The 17,893-nt window shown below is 47.2% G+C and carries 18 protein-coding genes; 6 read left to right on the top strand and 12 right to left on the bottom strand.

What is annotated here, in order from left to right; all coding sequences use genetic code 11:
* The first annotated feature begins 26 nt into the window (after window positions 1-26).
* A complete protein-coding gene (gene aztD, locus CKO_RS04125) occupies window positions 27-1,277 on the top strand; it encodes a zinc metallochaperone AztD (RefSeq protein WP_000746719.1) in 1,251 nt (416 codons plus the stop codon).
* A gap of 223 nt (window positions 1,278-1,500) precedes the next feature.
* Here the strand turns inward: aztD and CKO_RS22235 are convergent, their stop codons facing one another.
* The 7 genes from CKO_RS22235 to thrS all read right to left on the bottom strand — a co-directional run bounded on the left by CKO_RS22235 (window position 1,501) and on the right by thrS (window position 9,061).
* The gene (locus CKO_RS22235; protein WP_001419900.1) at window positions 1,501-1,755 is read right to left on the bottom strand and encodes a hypothetical protein; all 255 of its coding nucleotides are present in this window, start codon (window positions 1,753-1,755) and stop codon (window positions 1,501-1,503) included.
* Window positions 1,756-2,118: 363 nt separating this feature from the next.
* The gene (locus tag CKO_RS04120) at window positions 2,119-3,303 is read right to left on the bottom strand and encodes an NAD(P)/FAD-dependent oxidoreductase (protein ID WP_004175377.1); all 1,185 of its coding nucleotides are present in this window, start codon (window positions 3,301-3,303) and stop codon (window positions 2,119-2,121) included.
* A 41-nt stretch (window positions 3,304-3,344) separates the two neighbouring features.
* Window positions 3,345-3,680 (bottom strand): hypothetical protein, encoded by a 336-nt coding sequence (locus CKO_RS04115; protein WP_000230473.1) that lies wholly within the window; start codon window positions 3,678-3,680, stop codon window positions 3,345-3,347.
* A 152-nt stretch (window positions 3,681-3,832) separates the two neighbouring features.
* Window positions 3,833-4,855, bottom strand: coding sequence for a porphobilinogen synthase (hemB, locus tag CKO_RS04110; RefSeq protein WP_004175376.1), 1,023 nt, complete (start codon window positions 4,853-4,855; stop codon window positions 3,833-3,835).
* Between the two features lie 60 nt (window positions 4,856-4,915).
* Window positions 4,916-6,262, bottom strand: a complete 1,347-nt coding sequence (locus tag CKO_RS04105; RefSeq protein ID WP_004175375.1) for a dihydroorotase — start codon at window positions 6,260-6,262, stop codon at window positions 4,916-4,918.
* Window positions 6,259-7,110 (bottom strand): M14 family metallopeptidase, encoded by an 852-nt coding sequence (locus CKO_RS04100; RefSeq protein ID WP_000595497.1) that lies wholly within the window; start codon window positions 7,108-7,110, stop codon window positions 6,259-6,261. Before CKO_RS04100 ends, CKO_RS04105 begins: the two co-directional genes overlap by 4 nt.
* Window positions 7,103-9,061: a threonine--tRNA ligase gene (gene thrS / locus CKO_RS04095; protein WP_012131856.1), complete on the bottom strand. Its 1,959-nt coding sequence runs from the start codon at window positions 9,059-9,061 to the stop codon at window positions 7,103-7,105. Before thrS ends, CKO_RS04100 begins: the two co-directional genes overlap by 8 nt.
* Before the next feature lie 252 nt (window positions 9,062-9,313).
* Between thrS and CKO_RS04090 the strand changes: the two genes are divergently transcribed.
* From CKO_RS04090 to CKO_RS04070, 5 genes are read left to right on the top strand one after another with little or no spacing between them, the layout of a single operon-like run.
* Window positions 9,314-10,228, top strand: coding sequence for a metal ABC transporter substrate-binding protein (locus CKO_RS04090; protein ID WP_000939730.1), 915 nt, complete (start codon window positions 9,314-9,316; stop codon window positions 10,226-10,228).
* Between the two features lie 3 nt (window positions 10,229-10,231).
* Window positions 10,232-11,053 (top strand): manganese/iron ABC transporter ATP-binding protein, encoded by an 822-nt coding sequence (locus tag CKO_RS04085; RefSeq protein ID WP_000075719.1) that lies wholly within the window; start codon window positions 10,232-10,234, stop codon window positions 11,051-11,053.
* A complete protein-coding gene (gene sitC / locus CKO_RS04080) occupies window positions 11,050-11,910 on the top strand; it encodes an iron/manganese ABC transporter permease subunit SitC (RefSeq protein WP_000118630.1) in 861 nt (286 codons plus the stop codon). Before CKO_RS04085 ends, sitC begins: the two co-directional genes overlap by 4 nt.
* Entirely contained in the window at window positions 11,904-12,731 is an 828-nt protein-coding gene (locus tag CKO_RS04075) for a metal ABC transporter permease (RefSeq protein WP_004175372.1), read from the top strand. The genes sitC and CKO_RS04075 overlap by 7 nt, the downstream gene beginning before the upstream one ends.
* Window positions 12,732-12,746: 15 nt before the next feature.
* On the top strand, window positions 12,747-13,556 hold the full coding sequence (locus CKO_RS04070) for a DUF1460 domain-containing protein (RefSeq protein WP_000709111.1): 810 nt from the start codon (window positions 12,747-12,749) through the stop codon (window positions 13,554-13,556).
* Window positions 13,557-13,572: 16 nt separating this feature from the next.
* On the opposite strand, the gene CKO_RS04065 is transcribed toward CKO_RS04070, so the two are convergent.
* The 5 genes from CKO_RS04065 to CKO_RS04045 all read right to left on the bottom strand — a co-directional run bounded on the left by CKO_RS04065 (window position 13,573) and on the right by CKO_RS04045 (window position 17,810).
* Window positions 13,573-14,439: a tunnelling fold family protein gene (locus CKO_RS04065; RefSeq protein ID WP_001419903.1), complete on the bottom strand. Its 867-nt coding sequence runs from the start codon at window positions 14,437-14,439 to the stop codon at window positions 13,573-13,575.
* 129 nt (window positions 14,440-14,568) lie between these two features.
* Window positions 14,569-15,129 carry an LbetaH domain-containing protein gene (locus tag CKO_RS04060; RefSeq protein WP_000944851.1) on the bottom strand — a complete coding sequence of 187 codons (561 nt, stop codon included), beginning with the start codon at window positions 15,127-15,129 and terminating at the stop codon, window positions 14,569-14,571.
* Window positions 15,119-16,054 carry a GTP cyclohydrolase FolE2 gene (gene folE2, locus CKO_RS04055; protein WP_000020322.1) on the bottom strand — a complete coding sequence of 312 codons (936 nt, stop codon included), beginning with the start codon at window positions 16,052-16,054 and terminating at the stop codon, window positions 15,119-15,121. Before folE2 ends, CKO_RS04060 begins: the two co-directional genes overlap by 11 nt.
* 63 nt (window positions 16,055-16,117) lie before the next feature.
* Window positions 16,118-16,540 carry an RNA polymerase-binding protein DksA gene (dksA, locus tag CKO_RS04050; RefSeq protein WP_000165782.1) on the bottom strand — a complete coding sequence of 141 codons (423 nt, stop codon included), beginning with the start codon at window positions 16,538-16,540 and terminating at the stop codon, window positions 16,118-16,120.
* A 70-nt stretch (window positions 16,541-16,610) separates the two neighbouring features.
* Window positions 16,611-17,810, bottom strand: coding sequence for a CobW family GTP-binding protein (locus CKO_RS04045; protein WP_000831732.1), 1,200 nt, complete (start codon window positions 17,808-17,810; stop codon window positions 16,611-16,613).
* Window positions 17,811-17,893: the final 83 nt, after the last annotated feature.

Here is a 17,893-nt window from a genome sequence, read left to right as displayed (position 1 = left end):
CAGTTTTATATATGATGGAGAACATTATGAAGAAACGCTTATTATCTACTTCAATCTCAACGCTGCTTTTGGGCCTTTCTGTGATGCCTGCTTTCGCAGATGAAGACGTAACCGCATGGCGTCTGTTCATCGCCGATCATGATAAACCCGTTGTGAATGTTATTGATGCACTGGATGGAGATAAGCTCGCAACATTTAATGTTAAAGGCCCTGCAAATTTATCTCGCAGCGAAAGTGGTGCCACAATTTTCGCTATCCAGGGTAGTGCTGGCGTAGTATCTACAATCGCTTCAGGCATTGCTTTCCATGATCACGGAGATCATGCAGACATTGATATTGACGCTCCCAAATTATTACCGCTGGAACTAACGGGTAAAAAACCTGGTCATTTTGTTGAACGTCAGGGCAAAATTGCCCAGTGGTTTGACGGGGAAGATAGCGCGCAAATCCTGGGTGAAAGCGCCGTTCTTAAAGGTCAGAAGAATATAACGAAAGTAAATGTTGTTGCGCCACATCACGGCGTTGCTGTTCCTTACGATAATTATGCTGTCGTATCCATTCCCAACCCTGATGATGCGTCAAAACGACCTGTCGGCGCTCGCGTGGTGGACCTGCAAGGTAAAAAAGTGGGTGATGATGCCTTATGCCCCGGACTTCACGGCTCAGCCGGCTCGGGTGATACTTTTGCCCTATCATGTGAGACTGGCCTCCTGCTGATTACGCAAAAAAATGCGGCACCGGTTATCAGGCACCTTCCCTACGCGAAAACGTTGCCAGAGGGAAGCACATCCACCTTGATCGGTGGTAAGGGAATGCAATATTTTATCGGTAATTATGGGCCAGACCGGATTATTCTGGTCGATCCTACCGAATCGGATAGCTTCCGTTTGATTCAGTTGCCTACCCGTCGAGTCCATTTCGTTGTAGACCCGGTACGCGCGAAATTCGCCTATGTGTTTACAGAAGACGGAAAGCTTAATCAAATAGATGTCCTGAAAGGGGAAATTTCGCAGTCAGTGCGTGTCACTGATCCCTATTCAATGGATGGCCACTGGAATGATCCAAGGCCGAGAATCGCAGTAGCTGACAATAAAATTTACGTCACCGATCCGTTGAAAAGTAAAATTATTGTGTTAGACGCTACTTCTTTTAAAAAGACCAGTGAAATTAGCGTCGAAGGGCAGCCATTTAATATTGTTGCAGTCGGCGGTTCAGGAAAAGTACATGGTGAACATCACGATCATGAAGCTCATCATCATGATGATCACGCTCATTAATACTTGTCAAACCTAACAACGCCTTTCATAGTAGATCTGCTGATAGCAGATCTACTTTCTGGCTTTAATAATCTTTTTGAATTTACCCTGGGAATAACATCCATGAATATCAAATTCCCTTTCATACTATTCACCTCACTTTACAGCATTTACTGCTCTAGTTGATTACACCAGAATCTTTTCAGCTTTCAGCTCTTACAAGTAATATATTTATTTAACTCTCTCAAAGCTTTTGATTACGCAACATTGAACAGAAAGGGCAATTGCATCCAGGTACTGCCACAGCAGCACAGGTTCCTAAAGTCGTCGTCTGAAACTGCCTGCTATGCTGGCTGTAAAAGTTACTGATGATGCTGTCTTCTGTTGCGCGCAACTGCTTTCCTGAAAGATCTGAACCAGTCGTATCTTTCGCCTGAAATGCCAGAGCCGGAGTCGAAGCCATTGTCAGGGAGAATGCAACTATCTTACTGATTTTCATGTTAACCTCTTGTTAAATCTTCCTCTGAAACTACAGTATGAGAAAACGCATAACAACTAGTTATCTTTCGGTATGCGGAATATGAGCCTGGATGTTATAAAATAACATAACACACCCACAAAAAAATGATACTATTGGGTAGTGATGTTCCTCTACAGAAGGCGTTCTGGCTGACTGTAACCAATGCGTACGCGGGCTATAATGGCCAGATATAGCCTGACATCACACACCTTGTCGTATTTTTGCAAGCTTAAACGCTTCAGGCCTGCCCATGTTGGACAGGCTTTTTGTTAATGCCGCTGAACAGGATCTAGTTTATTAGCTTTCTGATCCTCATTTCAGTGGTGAACATCGACTGAAAAATTACTGTGCAGCCGGGAAATGTAACGTAGTAAAAGCAGGAAAATCCTTTGCCGTTTTCCCAAGTAATCTTTCAGGAGAGAAATCACTCAAAAGCGAAGAACGCTTATCGTGGAGAATCTCTTCCGCGCAAAGCCGTCCGATCAACGGCCCCAGAGTCATACCACTGTGCGTCACCATGAGGTAGATTCGTCGCTTACCAGAGATATAACCAAGCCCTGGAAGACCATCTGCCGGTCGGGAACGCTGCCCAACAGCTATACGTTCCAGCTGTGCCATTTCCATATTATTAAATAGCTTCCGTAGCCTTTTGTGCATTTCTTCACCGATATAGCTATCTACCGGTGCCGGATTTGCAGGATTGGCAAAGCTGTCAAGGTCGGGACACTGAAGCAGTAATCGCCCCCCTCCTTCTGGCCGGACATTTAACCCTGGCGTGATTAAATTCGCCTGTAACTGGGTTAACACCGGGCGCGTATAGCCCAGAAAACCACATGCGATTTTATTCGGCTGGTTCGGATCGATCATTGCCAGTTGCTGCCCAAGTAGCGAAGCGAGTTCGGCAGACCATCTTCCCGCCGCAATGACTATACTGTCTCCCTGCCAACGTTCGCCATTGGCAAGGCTTATCTCTGCCCTATTTTTTTCTTCAGTTAACTCTGTCACTTCGCTTTGTGTTTTCAGTTCGGCGTTATGAACATGAAGCTCGGACACCAGCCATGCCATAAAAACGGAAGGTACCAGTAAGCATTCACCTGGAAAATACCAGATATCTCCGGCATGAGATCCCACGCGGATTTCAGGAACTTTGCGCTTAAGTTCATCTGCGGAAAGGTTCTGAACAGGATAGTTCAGTTCCAAAAGACGGCTGACCCGGTCTTGTAACCGTTTTTGCTCTGGCGCACCAGCCGCCCATTCATAAGTCCCAGTCGCTTTTAGCCAATGACCTTCTGTGGTCCGTTCCTGTTGTAGCCGGATATGCTCGTCAATCGCCAGGGCATTGAGATGATGATAACTTTCTGGTGTTTTGCCATTTGAATTAATCCAGGCAAAAGTCGTGCTGCTTGTCCCCGCCCCCACATGGCTACGCTCAAAAACAGTGACTTTTGCTCCCTGTTGCGCCAGGGAGCGGGCCACGGACAGGCCGAGTACGCCTGCACCAATAACTGCTATTTTTTTGACCGACATGCCTTTCCTCCTTTTTATCAGCTTCCTGACGTTGGGCTTTCTTATGGCTTATCGCCAAGTTCATTCAATACGATTTCCATTGAAGGGGCTGATGTAAGCTTATCTTTATATTCAGCCGATATGTCAGGAAGGCTGGTAAACTGACCATCAAGAAAAAGAAAATCTATCTTATTGGCAATATCCTCCAGCGCTTCGATTTCTGTTTTGAGATTTTCCCCCTTTTCCTTATTGCTATCCAGAAGCCAGTCAATGGTGCCGTTTTGTTTGGTTAATCCACCAAGATCAATGACATGACCATCGATATTCTGTGCAAGAATGCGGTTTTCACACAGGAAAAGTAGATAAGGCATACGGTCCTGTTTACTGGTTTCGACCATAACTGCTTCCTCCAGATTATTGGGCTGATACAAACGATTCGTCAGAATTCGCAATAAAGATAAGAATTAAAGTATAGAAATTCTCGCTGATTATGACGTTTACTCTCAGCGGTGCTCCTGCTTAGCGACTAAGGAATTTTGTCAACAGGGAATCAATATTCCCGTTTATGTTGATTAAGCAACTGGGCTACTGTATTGGCAAAATAAGTCAGTATTCCATCCGCCCCGGCGCGTTTGAAGCACATAAGTGATTCAAGCACCGTTTTTTCTTCGTCCAGCCAACCATTTCGGAAAGCGGCCATATGCATCGTATATTCCCCTGAAACCTGATAGGCAAAGACGGGTACTGCAAAAGTTTTCCTGGCTTCCCTGATAATATCCAGGTAAGGCATGCCCGGCTTAACCATCACCATGTCTGCCCCTTCCTGCAAATCCTGGGCAATTTCATGCATAGCTTCCATTGCATTCGCCGGATCCATCTGATAGCTTTTTTTGTCCCGTTTACCCAGTGATACAGCAGATTTCGTCGCCTCGCGAAAAGGACCATAATAGTTCGACGCGTATTTTGCTGAATACGCCATTATCTGGATATTAAGCAGTCCATTCGTTTCAAACGCTTGTCTGATATGACCGATGCGGCCATCCATCATGTCGCTTGGAGCGACAATATCTGCGCCTGCTTCGGCGTGGGTAAGCGCCTGTCTGGTGAGAATTTCTTTTGTCGGCTCATTAAGTACATATCCATTTTCGTCAGTGATGCCGTCCTGACCATGTGTCGTATAGGCGTCAAGAGCAACGTCAGTTATCACCCCGAGTTCAGGAAAAGCCTTTTTCAGCGCCCTTACAGCTCGCGGTACTAAACCGGATGGATCCCACGAAGCGTCTGCCATCAGCGATTTAGCAGAACTTTCTATACACGGAAATAGTGCAATAGCAGGTATACCTGCCTGAACAAATTGCGCGGCATCATGAAGCAACATATCAACCGACAGACGAAATACGCCCGGCATCGACGGCACTTCCTGTCGCAGGTTTTGCCCCTCAATAATGAATACCGGTAAAATCAGGTCATCTACGGTCAGCTGATTTTCAGCGACCAGACGGCGACTGAAAGAATGGGTGCGAGAACGGCGCAGTCGTCGTGCCGGGAAAGAACCAGGAATAATAATACTCACAAGATTTGCCTCTTCTGAATTCTCGGGGAGAAGTTATGCCTGAGCAAAATAAATACGTGGCTAGCGACAGAATTCCAGTGGCAGGCCGTACTTCTGCTGTATGGTGCGCCCATTCCAGATAACGTGGCCATTTACCAGCGTCATATCAACCGCCCCGCCTGACAAAATCCGGCCTTCAAAGGGGGACCACCCGCATTTGTATGCCACATCCTCCCGGATTATCTGTTGATGACTAAACGGATCGATAACCACCAGGTCCGCCCAATAGCCTTCTCTGATATAGCCACGATCTTTGAGCTGGAAGCGCTCGGCTACAGCATGGCTTGTCTTTCTCACCACCATTTCCGGGGTAAAAATCCCCCTGCTGCTCATATCCAGCAGTGCAGGAAGAGCATGCTGCACCAGCGGTAAGCCGGAAGGCGCAGCAAAATAGTCATTCTGCTTTTCCTCCAGCAAATGCGGCGCATGGTCAGTCGCGATAACGTCAATAATGCCTTCATTAACGCCTCTCCAGAGGGCTTCCTGATGAAAAGAGGATTTTACGGATGGATTACATTTGAGCTTATGCCCCAGCATTTCATAATCGTCATAATTAAAAAACAGGTGATGAACGCAGGCTTCAGTTGTAATGGTTTTCTGGCGCAGCGCCTCCAGCGTGGGAGCAGCATCAAAGAGAGCGAGTTCATCTGCGGTGGTGATATGCAGGACATGTAATCGGGTACGATGTTTTTTCGCCAGAGAGACGGCCTGGTGGGAAGATGTCAGGCAGGCGTCCACAGAACGAATAGCGGCATGTTCGCCAGCAGGAATAGCGTCCCCCAAACGAGCCCGCCATGTCTCCTCATTATGCTTTATTGTCGGGGTATGCTCGCAATGTGTTGCTACCAGGCAGGGTGCGTTGGCGAAAATACTTTCCAGGATCTGTTCATCGTCCACCAGCATATTTCCGGTAGAAGCTCCCATAAACACCTTCACCCCACAGGCTTGCGAAGCCGTAAGCGCTTTCAGTTCGTCAAGATTATCGTTCGTCGCGCCGAAGTAAAAACTGTAGTTCGCCAGCGAAGAATGCGAGGCACGTTGAAATTTCTCACGCAGCGCCTGAAGGGTCGTTGTTGGTGGCGTAACGTTAGGCATTTCCATAAAACTGGTAATGCCTCCCATTACAGCGGCAGCTGATTCACTGGCAATGGTTCCCTTATGCGTCAGACCGGGTTCGCGGAAATGAACCTGATCGTCAATCATACCGGGGATCACCCATTTCCCTCGCACATCAATAACCTGCCATTCCGTTCGGGAGGGAATAAGCGAGGCAATTTTCTGGATCCGTCCTTTATCAATGAGGATGTCGGCCGGATAGCGCAAGTCTTCATTGATTATTAATGCATTGGTCAGTAATAAAGGCTTCATGACATCCCGCTCCCGATGCTGTTGCGCTCCAGTATCGATGAGATAAACGCGCCGATTAAATAACGGTTTGCTTCTGCTCGTTTTGCAAAGGGTTGCAATCCCGGCGTTTCAGTGCACGCTGCGACGTCGGAACAGGAAGAAAACAACCATGATTCAAATGACGAATCGAAATGGTTAAAAATAATGCCATCCTCACATTCACAACCATCAACTCGCTCTTTTTCCATGACCGGGAAAAAGCGTTCAAGTTCATCACGTAATGCCACGCTGAAATGACCCAAGCGAGTAGCATGTTCGAAAGTGTAGAGATACGCCTTATGACGAAGAATATCTTCATGGCAACAGAGCACACCATGACTTGCTGCGTTTTTCAGAAGCGTTTCATAGTTGAGCAGTACTTTTCCTTCAATAGAAGGCTCGACTTCTGCACCTTTGGTAAAGCCTCGGTTTGGATTCTGTCCAAGACTATTAAGGCGGCTACCAGTGCGCAGACCAGAGAGGTTTACAAGCGGTAAAAAACTCACGGCTACGTTATCAAACAATTCAGGGGAGCCCTCGCGCAAAAAATCCAGCATCCCCCAACATCCCGCGGGTTCTTCTCCATGAAACCCTGCCGCAATCAGTACGTGAGGAACATCTGCCCCCTGATTAACAGACTGATAGAGTGATATTTCTCCATCACCAGTATTACTAAGAATGATCTCGGAAAGCCCCCATCGCCTGGACTGTTCTCTGAACGCCGTTTTATAAAAATCGATATCGTTGCTTTGGGTATCATCCTCCTTCACCGGCCAGACGTGACGACCGCTCTCGCGTCGGGGGATATCGCTTCTGCTTTGCTTAATCAAGGTGAACCTCCGGTGGCTGGCAACATATTTTGATAGCGTCTGCCGCCTCATTGAGTAACAGCGTCCCCATGCACCTCCCGGTACGATCGCGCACCGTGACACGCGCCGCATTCTCCTCCGCATCGCCAACGATCAGCAGGAAAGGAATGCGGGCCAGAGTCTGTTCACGGATTATAAATCCAATTTTTTCATTGCGGAGGTCGGCCTCACAACGCAGCCCTTTCTTGCGAAGCGCCTTCAAAACCTGCTCCGCATAGTGATGCTGCTTGTCGGTAATCGTCATGACCACGGCCTGAACCGGCGACAGCCAGGCGGGCAGTTTACCGACGTAATGTTCAAGAAGGATACCGGTGAACCGCTCAAGGGAGCCGAAGAGCGCCCTGTGCAACATCACCGGGCGTTTTGTCGAGCCATCCTCGGCAATATAGCCAATATCAAATCGCTCAGGCAGATTCATATCCACCTGTAGCGTTCCGCACTGCCAGTCACGACCAATCGCGTCGCGTAACACAAACTCCAGTTTAGGGCCATAGAAGGCACCTTCACCGGGATTTACCGACCATTGTAATCCCTGCGCTTCCAGAGAGGCTGAGAGCGCGTTTTCCAGCCTATCCCAGTCTGCGTCGCTTCCCATCCGCTTTTCAGGACGAGTGGATAACTTGATTGCGACCTCTTCAAATCCAAATTGCTTATAAATATCAAGCACCAACTGAAGGATACTTTTACATTCCCCCTCGACCTGTTGCAGCGTGCAAAAGATATGCGCGTCATCCTGAGTAAAATGGCGGACCCGTAATAAGCCATGCAGCGATCCAGAGGGTTCATAACGATGGACTTTACCAAATTCAGACAGGCGAACGGGTAAATCGCGGTAACTCTTGATCCCGTATTTAAACAGCGATACCGCCCCAGGACAGTTCATCGGCTTGAGAGCGAAATTCCGGCCATCCTCGGTTTGTGTCGTAAACATATGATCACGATAATTATCCCAGTGACCGGAAATTTCCCACAGGCTGCGGTCCATGACATCAGGCGTATTGACCTCAACGTAACCCGCCACCTCATGGCGGCTACGCATATAGGCAATAAGCGACTGAAAGATTGTCCACCCCCTGGGATGCCAGAAAACCGCGCCTGGCGCATTGTCCTGAAAATGAAACAAATCCAGCTCCCGACCCAGCTTGCGATGATCACGTTTCTCCGCTTCTGCCGTTTTCTCAAGCCAGCCATCAAGCTGTTTTTTGCTGGCCCATGCCGTGCCATAAATCCGCTGTAGCTGTACATTGTTGGCTTCACCACGCCAGTAAGCACCGGATACGTTAAGCAACTTCATATTTTTTAGAAAACGAAGATCCGGAACCAATGGGCCATTAAAGCCGTCCGTGAACTGCCTGAGATGGCATAGTGTCACCGACTTATCTGCCAGTATTTCCATCAACTCCGTTGATTTGAATTTCTCGCCCCGCTGCTCAAAACAGTCAATAGCCTGTGCCCGCGTGACCTGCTCTTTAATAATCGGCGGGTTTTCAGCGATCAGACTTGTCATGTGCTGCTCAATCATCCCCAGGTCATCGCGAGTAAAAGGTTTATCTACCGCGAAATCGTAATAAAACCCTTCCTTAGTCAGTTGCCCTTCAACCATCCTGGCCGAGGGAAACAGCTGTTTTACAGACGCTGCGAGAAGGAGAAGACAACCTCGGCGAATCGGGCCCAACGCTTCTTCATCAAAAACTGTAATGATATTGAGCTTTCCACTGTTCTTTGCTTTCTCAAGCAGATCCACACATTTACCATCAATTTCCGCGTACACAGCGCTTTTCGCGACGGAAGAACCGATGCTTTCTGCAACGTTCTGCAAAGTTGCCCCTTTTCTGACGTGCTTCAGAGAGCCATCAGGAAGAGTAAAAGTGAGAGGTTCTGACTCTGTTATAGGCGCTTCTGACATTTTCATATCCCAACATAGCTCAGTGATTAACAGCAACTATGTTGCATTAATGCACATTTTAACGCAACCATGTTGCATTAAAAGTGGCATGTCTGAGATATCAGCGCTTGCATAAGCCATGAAATACTGTGCCATCAGCTCTTAAATGATAAAGATAATTTTTCTCATTTAAATATAGCCTGTGCTATGTTGCATAGTATAAGCTATGTTATAACATTACTAATTATTAACAAACAGTGATTTCATCAGGAGATAACCATGCTTCAACTAAAGACGGTAAAGATAATCCTGTTAAGCACCTTTATCACAGGACTGACAGCTATTCATGGCGCTTATGCTGCTGAAAAGTTTAAGGTCATCACGACATTCACGGTAATTGCTGACATGGCACAGAACGTGGCAGGGGACGCCGCCGAAGTCAGTTCGATTACCCGGCCTGGCGCAGAAATCCATGAATATCAGCCTACAACCGGAGATATAAAGCGTGCTCAGGGGGCACAGCTAATCCTTTCAAATGGCTTCAACCTCGAACTCTGGTTTCAAAAATTTTATCAACGATTGAAAAACGTACCGGATGTGGTGGTCACTACAGGTATCACTCCAATAAGCATTACCGAGGGTCCGTATGATGGAAAACCAAATCCTCATGCCTGGATGTCGCCTGATAATGCACTGATTTATGTAGATAATATTCGTGATGCGCTGGTGAAATACGATCAGGGAAATGCTGAAACTTACAAAGCCAATGCGGACGCCTATAAACAAAAGATCCGTCAGACGCTTGAACCGCTGCGTAAACAAATAGAAACCCTCCCTGCCGAACAGCGCTGGCTGGTATCGAGCGAAGGCGCATTTTCTTATCTGGCACGCGATCTGGGACTGAAAGAACTCTATCTATGGCCGATTAATGCCGATCAACAGGGAACCCCGCAACAGGTTCGTAACGTAATCGATAAAGTCCGGCAGAATAAAATTCCGGCGGTATTTAGCGAAAGTACCGTTTCCAATAAACCAGCCCGTCAGGTCGCACGCGAAACAGGTGCACATTATGGGGGCGTACTTTATGTGGATTCCCTGAGCGCAGCAAATGGCCCGGTTCCCACCTACCTTGATCTGCTGAACGTCACTACCCGGACAGTGGTACAGGGTTTGCACAGCGGAATGAAGGAGTAAAAGATGAGCCAGGCGGCAGGCATCACAGTAGCGGGCTTAACTGTTGTTTATCGTAACGGCCATAAGGCATTACAGAATGCATCATTCAGCGTCCCTAAAGGTTCGAACGCGGCCCTGCTGGGGGTAAATGGTTCCGGAAAATCCACACTATTCAGGGCAATGATGGGATTCGTATCCCCTTCATGCGGAACGATTTCACTTCTCGGGATGCCTCCTGCACAGGCGCTTCGCCGCAATATTATTGCCTATGTACCTCAGTCCGAGGAAATTGACTGGTCGTTCCCGGTATTGGTGGAAGATGTCGTCATGATGGGCCGGTATGGCCATATGGGTATGCTGCGTAGAGCGGGTAAAGAAGATCGCAGGATCGTTAATGATGCGCTTGAGCGTGTAGATATGCTTCCTTACCGCCACCGGCAGATTGGTGAATTATCCGGAGGGCAAAAGAAGCGGGTGTTCCTCGCGCGTTCTATTGCACAACGGGGCAAAGTAATCCTTCTTGATGAGCCTTTTACCGGTGTGGATGTCAATACCGAAAAGAAAATCATCACGCTGCTTGGCGAACTGAAAGAAGAAGGCAGCACCCTGGTGGTTTCAACGCATAACCTTACCTCCGTATCCGAATATTGTGATTATACCGTTCTGGTGAAAGGCACCGTGCTGGCAAGCGGTCCTGTCGCCACGACATTTACGCCGGAAAATATAAAAAAGACGTTTAGTGCAAACATTGAGAGTGAGTCAGATATATTGCCAGTTCAGGGAGGATCAACACAGCCAAATTATCAACCTTCCGCTGAATATGAAGATAAAGGCAGGTCATCATGAGCTGGCTTCTGGAGCCTTTTGGTTATCAATACATGCTCAATGCCATGTGGATTTCGGCAATGGTCGGAGGAATATGTGCTTTTTTATCCTGTTATCTGATGTTGAAGGGTTGGTCACTAATTGGCGATGCGCTGTCCCATTCTATCGTACCCGGAGTAGCTGGCGCTTTTATGCTGGGACTGCCCTTCTCGGTGGGTGCGTTTGTTTCTGGCGGGCTGGCAGCAGGCAGCATGTTCCTTCTTAATCAACGTACCCGTCTAAAAGAAGATGTCATCATTGGTTTGATCTTTTCATCCTTTTTCGCGCTTGGATTATTTATCATCTCGCTGAATCCTGTTTCGGTAAATATACAATCAATCATTCTGGGAAATATCCTGGCGGTTCCGCCAGAAGATATTCTTCAGCTTACCGTCATTGGCATTATTTCGGTTATTACGTTGTTATTAAAATGGAGAGATTTATTACTGACCTTTTTCGATGAAAATCATGCGCGGGCGGTAGGATTACATCCGGAAAGGCTTAAGATATTATTTTTCCTTCTGTTAACCCTCTCCACCGTTGCGGCATTACAGACCGTAGGCGCGTTCATGGTGATCTGCCTTGTGGTAACGCCTGGCGCAACGGCCTGGCTGCTTACTGATCGCTTCCCCCGCCTGGTCTGTATTGCGGTGACCATAGGCAGTGTCACCAGCTTTCTGGGTGCGTGGGCAAGTTACTACCTTGATGGCGTAACGGGTGGCATTATCGTGGTCGCTCAGACCCTCATTTTCTTGCTGGTGTTCATTTTCGCCCCGGTACATGGCTTACTGGCGAACCGCCGATCGGTTTCTCAGTCAAAAGGACCGCGTAAATGCTGAATATGCTCATTGAACCTTTCCGCTTTGACTTCATCAATTATGCCCTGATAATCGCGCTGCTGGTCTCTGTTCCCTGCGCCCTGCTGTCTGTTTTTCTCGTGCTGAAAGGTTGGGCTCTGATGGGGGATGCCATGAGCCATGCCGTGTTTCCCGGGGTTGTACTGGCCTGGATTGTAGGGTTGCCATTAGGCACCGGAGCTTTTGTGGCTGGATTATCCTGTGCTTTACTTACCGGATATATTAAAGATAACAGCCGCATAAAGCAGGATACGCTGCTGGGTATCATTTTTTCGGGTATGTTCGCCTCCGGACTGATTTTGTATGTCTCAGTCCGTCCGGATGCTCCGCTTGAACATATCCTCTTTGGCGACATGCTTGGTATAAACGCCACCGACATACTCCAGACGGGCACCATTGCCTTATTTATACTGCTGATTACCGGAATTAAATGGCGTGATTTCCTGCTTTACTGTTTTGATATTCAGCAGGCCAGGGTCAGTGGACTACGGACGGGATGGCTCTATTACGGATTACTGAGCATGATTTCGCTTACTGTTGTCGCCACGCTAAAGTCCGTGGGGATTATTTTATCCGTCTCTTTGCTTATCGCGCCCGGTGCTATTGCAGTTCTTTTGACGCAACGATTTAGCAACGCATTATTCATCGCTGTGGCTTTATCGGCTCTGGTATCAACGACCGGCGTTTACCTCTCTTATTTCATTGATAGTGCGCCTGCGCCAACGGTTGTTTTGCTTTTTGCCCTGATATTTATAGTTATTTTTATATACTCAAGCTTTAAATATAATGAGAAATATCTCTGAGGAAGTTGATATTTTATGAAAAAAGCAATTATCTTTCTCCTTTCATTTTATAGCTGCGTGGGATTCGCTGAGCCTCAGCAGGCACGAAGCGACTATTCTATTGAAGAAAGTCAGGCGAAAGTTAACAAAATCCTTCATACCACTTCGTTGTACAGAAATGGCCTCAGCTATAATGAACGCGTTGCTGAGATATCCTCCCGTTTCCTCGGAACGCCTTACCAGGCGCATACACTGATTGGATCATCTTCGATGCAAGAGAGGCTGGTCACTAATCCCAGTACCGTGGATTGTTTTACTTTTCTTGATTATGTTCGCTCCATGGCGCACGCCAGTAGCTGGCAAACTTATGTATCTGAACTTGTTAAGACTCGTTATACAAACGGAATGATTGATTTTACTGGCAGAAAACATTTTTTCACGGACTGGGCGGTCATATCTCCGCGAAATGCACAAGATGTTACTCAGGACATCAGTCCGTATACTATTACTGTCAACAAACAGCTAAACCAAAAGAATAAAAAACAAGAATATGTTAAGGGTCTCGGCATTATCTCACGACGGATAAGTTACATACCGGCTTCTGCAATAGATAAAGAGGTAATAAATAAACTGCAAACAGGTGATTATGTGGGTATTTATTCAACAAAAAGAGGCCTGGATGTTTCACATGTTGGGATCATTATCAAAGACCACAATAACATCTGGTTCAGAAATGCATCGTCATTAGCGAAAAATAGAAAGGTAGTTGACTCACCTTTTATTAGATACATGGCTACAAAACCGGGTATTGTAGTTTTACGAGACAAAACAGATCAATACCCCTGAAAAGTAGAATAGTGTGTCAGGCAATAGCGCCTTTCCCCACTCCCTCAAAGGCATGGACTTCTATTTTCGCTGCGGGTAAACCGTGCTCAATTGACTGCCTGATAAATAAAGCCAGTGACTCAACCGTGGTATCACACGGCAGAATATCTACTACCTCAGAACAAAGCATGATTTCAAAGTATCCCTGAGAACTCCGCCAGGAAGAACATGTCAGCCCCTTATGCCAGTATGCAACGCCACGCGGTGAAAGTGTTGTCACTGTAACGACATCTTCCCGGCTTAATAGATAAGCGTTATTCCATCGCGTTGCCCACTTCTGTTCCCACATATGGCTTCGCTCACCATCCACAAAAATTCTGATCGCAGAGCGATGCCCATGCGCTATTCTCTGGCAATTTCCGCGGTGTTTTTTCAGTCCATGCGAATAGTGATAACTGTCCCCATTAATACTTTCCGGCCGTAACGTTATCGTTATGTCTTTTACTCCTTGCGGCAAACACGCCAGTAAATGTTTTTCTATTTGGGATTCAAGGCAACGGGAATTAATATTATCTGTTTGGACCAGCCAGAAACTCTCCTGCGGCCCGGAAATAAAACACTGGGTCTCCCCATTCTTACGCAGCATGGCGACTTCCGTCGTAGTGCCTGCATGACTAACAATAATATGACTATTTTGTTCCGGCACAATCAGGACATGATCGGCCAGTTTATCAATTTCATGTTTGATACTTTTTTTAGCATGTGAGAAATCCATTACCATTGACTCAGCATTCAGATCTCCCTCAAGAATAATATCAACAATAAGGCTATCGCCAATCAACCCGGATTCCGCATCAAGGAAACTAAAATCCATGACCGTCAGATCATTAATAAAAAGTTTCACCGCTACCTCTTTAATAAAACAGAAAAGCCTCTTCCGCAAAAGGAAAGAAGAGGCAAGTATCATTTTGCTACATTAATAACAAATCGTTAATAATACGGTGTTACGTTAACGGCACTAGCCGAGCCATACTCAGAATTCATTGCGTAACTTCTGATAACCTTCGACCAGTTTAACGTTGGTACTGGCCACTTCTTCTGAAAATTGTAAAGAAGCGGGGTCTACCCTCGAATAACTTTTAAGATCGGAATCAGGCCCCACGCGTTCCGTTGATGGAATATAGGTATTCTCAGGCAAGGTAACGCCATCCACAACTGCATTATAGCGAATAACACAACCAGTCTGAATATGACAGTTAAACAACACGCTGTTGAATCCAATAAATACCCGCTCGTCAACCTGACAGGGGCCATGCACTATTGCACGGTGGGCAATAGACGTTCCGCTTCCTATTGTCACTGGCGCGCCGCTTTTTGAGTGAATAACCACCCCGTCCTGAATATTAGAGTGGGAATGGATAATGATAGGATCCATATCCCCGTCTGCATTTAGCTCGTCAGCCCGGATAACCGCATAAGGTCCGACGTAAACATAATCATGAATAATGACACGTCCACAAATTACCGCGGTGGGATCGATATAGGCCTTTGTTGACACCACTGGGGTATGACCTGATGGGTTTTTACGTAACATTTTTACTTCCTTTCCAGTGAATACGGGCAACGGCATTATGAGGATGCAGGCTTTCCTGATGCTCAACCCTGATATCAAATGCTTCACAAAAGGGTGCACAACGAAAAACGTTATTGAGCCGACGGGCAGCATCTTCGCAAAACATCAGATTCTGACCGTTAGCCACCGCAAAAGCCTGTTCGTCGCTCCGCTTGACAACCGTTTGCACGGCTGTCCCGAGAGCAACTTCAGCATAATCAATCAGTTCAATCACAGGCAGTGATTTTGCTTCAGGATTAAGACGGATACTCACCCATGCCCAGCTTCGCTGGCTGTGCGGGGTTGCCGGCATTCCTTTCTCAACAAGCCAGTCGGCTATTTCTGCTGCCGGGAGCCTGTCGATCCTGTTACCAAAGTCTTTGCTAAACTGCAAACCCGCGACGTGGCGGCTAAGTGCAGCGGAAGCCGGGCAGGTGGACGAATAAGGGATACCCACTTTGAGGGTAACCGTAAAAGATTGCCTGAGTTCGGCGCTCAGAGTCAGAGGATAAGCTTTCCAGCCGGAGTGATTAGAATTTAACGACTTACGCGACAGTAACAAATCCCCTGAAATCTCAATACTGGCTTCATCACTACGTCCCTGATGAGATACCAGAAATGCTTTCAACACATGTTGCAATAATGCCGGTGTGATTTCCCCTTGTGTCAGTTCGTCCAGAAGAAGATAAAGACGAGACATATGGATCCCCTTTTCAGCTTCAGGTGAACTGAGAAGGTTTATGCCAGCATTGACCTTTGCTGATACCGGCCTGCCTGCGATGTCTATCGGCAGGTCAATTTGTTCCATGCCAACCCAGGATAATGACTCGCCCTCACCGTCACCCTTAGTGGACTGAATATCCGGTAGCATTCCGGGGCATAAGGTTTGTTTGGCTGCAATACTCATATATACCTGCCTGATCTGATATTTACTCTCATCCCTACCCTGCCCCCTGCCTGAGCCACCGCTTTATTTCTTTCGGTACTGAATCTCAACTTTTTCCTCCTTTGTTTTGGCTTCAATACTTAATTCTGCGGTGGGCCTGAGTAGCAGGCGTTGCAGACCGATAGGTTCGCCTGTATCCCGGCAGAAGCCATATTCTCCTTTTTCAAGCCGCATAAGCGCTGCATCATATTTCGGCAACAGGCGGCTTTCTCTGTCTATCTGTCTGAACAGCAGACGTAACTGCTCTTCACGAATGGCGATGTCACCTTCGTCACCCGTTTCTGGATTATCCTGCAGTTGTTGCTTCATCTGGTCTATATGATCAAGCACCTCCTGCCTTTCGTGGCGGATAAGCCGCCGGAAGTAGTCCTGTTGCACAGGATTCATGTAATCTTCTGGCAGCATCGCCAGGATTTTTTCTCGTTCAGCGCGGGTAGGTTTAGTCATGTCCTGTACCGATAAAATTGCGTAATGAAACGTTATAACATAACATTAACTGCCGCTGCAAAATAACCTGTTAAGCCAGCCGGGCCACTTTCGTGGGCCAGGGATCGTGGAAAATCCCCCCCTGCTGCCACCAGAGAATTTCCTCTTCAGTGAGTAAACACTGGCGCAATGCGAGGGCAAAATCGTCAATTTCGCCGCTCTCGCCAATAACAGTCAGGCGGCAGCGCCGGTCACCAAATCTGCCAGGCATTTTTGCCAGTTGCTGACGGATAGCTGCGCGTTCTTCCTTTGTCAATGAATTATCAGTGTGAGTCAGGACCCCGGCTTTCCAGTAGCTTATGAATTCGAGATTGATGCTCCCTGCTGCCTGGTTCCACAATAATGCCAGGTCATCCCTTCCCGGTAGCCAGAAAAACCCCTTGCTGCGGTAAACGCCTGCGCCCATGAAGCGATGGCAGGTATCCCACAGCCGCTGCGGATGAAATGGACGGTCATCCTCAATGACCCTCCACGAAATATCGTATTTTTTATCGGTTTCATCCGGCAAAACTGCGTCAATGGCATCCTGAAGCTCATCGATAAGTAACGCCACCCGATGAAAATCGTAATCCGGCATGGAAAGCAATTCATCCAGCTGTAAATTTCCCCAGGGCACGGCCATAATTGCAACCTGGGGATTAAGGGGATGTATGGCTCTGGCTACCTCAGTAACCACATAGAAGGGTAACCGGTCGTTTTTGGTTAATAAGAGCTTATTACAGAACATAATCTGTTCTGCCAGCAGGCTTTCCACTCCCCGGGTTCCTTTATTGAGGTGCTCCTGGAAAACCGGAATAAGCTTCTTTCCACCGTCGTAGTCATCATTAAGCATGACCGTATCAACAAGAGACAAAAATGCTTTGAGACTTACCTGGGTATGTTCTCGCAGATAGCGGACCAGGGGAAGAGGATGGCTGCTACCTGAGGTTTCCAGTAAAATAAAATCCGCAGACCGTTTTTCGAGCAGGTTTTTCAGCGCGGAATCCAGCTTCTGGATCCCGCTTCTGCTGCTGATACTGTCTGCTGAAATACTCACAAAATTGTTACTGGCTGCATCAACGATTTCTGTGTTGGCTATCAGGACGCCATCCACATCAAGTTCACTCATGTCATTAACGATGACGGATACAGTCATTCGCCGTTTGTGTGCCTGTGTAAGAAGGTTTTTTAGCAGAGTAGTTTTCCCTGCCCCCAGAAAACCATTAAGGATAATGAGCGGTGTTCTTTTCATAGCATCCAGCCTTATGCCGCTAAACGTTAATGCAATCAAGTTGCAATAATACCGGCTTCCTGCCAAAATTCAAATGACATGAC

This window comes from Citrobacter koseri ATCC BAA-895 (assembly GCF_000018045.1).
Taxonomy (GTDB): Bacteria; Pseudomonadota; Gammaproteobacteria; order Enterobacterales; family Enterobacteriaceae; genus Citrobacter_B; species Citrobacter_B koseri.
The sequence above is the reverse complement of the archived record's forward strand: the minus strand, read 5'-3'. Positions and strand labels throughout refer to the sequence as shown.